The organism is Acinetobacter sp. ACZLY 512 (assembly GCF_023614015.1).
GTDB classification, from domain to species: domain Bacteria; phylum Pseudomonadota; class Gammaproteobacteria; order Pseudomonadales; family Moraxellaceae; genus Acinetobacter; species Acinetobacter soli.
In genome coordinates this window covers 1-697 of the sequence record NZ_JAKIVI010000027.1, presented here as the reverse complement: position 1 = coordinate 697, position 697 = coordinate 1, and the positions used below count along the sequence as shown (strand labels likewise).

The following is a 697-nucleotide window of genomic DNA, read 5'->3' as shown; positions in this document are numbered from 1 at the left end:
ACGGATAATCAGGGTGATGTGACAGGAGATCTGCAGAAGAACCAGACCACAGATGACCGCACGCCGACCATCAGTGGTACCGGGCAAGTGGGTGCGGTGGTGACGGTATATTTTGACGGCACGGCAGTGGGTTCAACCACAGTGGCTTCAGACGGGACCTGGAGTGTGACCACGACGGATCTAGGTGCAGACGGTACCAAGAACCTGATTGCGAAACAGACCGACGGTGCAGGCCAGTCGAGCCCGGATTCGGGTGCTTATCCAATCGTACTGGATACCACAGCGCCAGCTACACCGACTACAGCTCCAACAGGAACAGATGATCAAGCACCTGTTATTGGACCTATTACATCAGGTGGTTCAACTAATGACAGTACCCCAACTATTGCTGGTACAGGCACAGCAGGTAATGTCATTACCATTAAAGATGGCACTACGGTACTGGGCAGCACCACCGTTGCAAGCGATGGCACCTGGAGCTTCACGCCAAATACACCTTTGACAGATGGTAGCCACAGTATTGGATACACTGAAAAGGATCCGGCAGGTAATGAAAGTGGTAAAAGTCCAACATTAGACTTTAATCTAGACACCACGAATGTGGTGGTAAGCATCAACAAGGCGGTCGACAATGTTGGCAGCAAGGTCGGTGACCTGGCCAACAATGCTGCAACCGATGACACCACACCAACACTGG

1 protein-coding gene is annotated in these 697 nt (G+C 52.1%); it reads left to right on the top strand.

All coding sequences use genetic code 11. From position 1 onward, the window contains the following. Positions 1-18 precede the first annotated feature (18 nt). Positions 19-697, top strand: a 679-nt coding sequence (locus tag L2096_RS16005; RefSeq protein WP_250365858.1) for an Ig-like domain-containing protein, incomplete at its 3' end; no start/stop codon positions are given.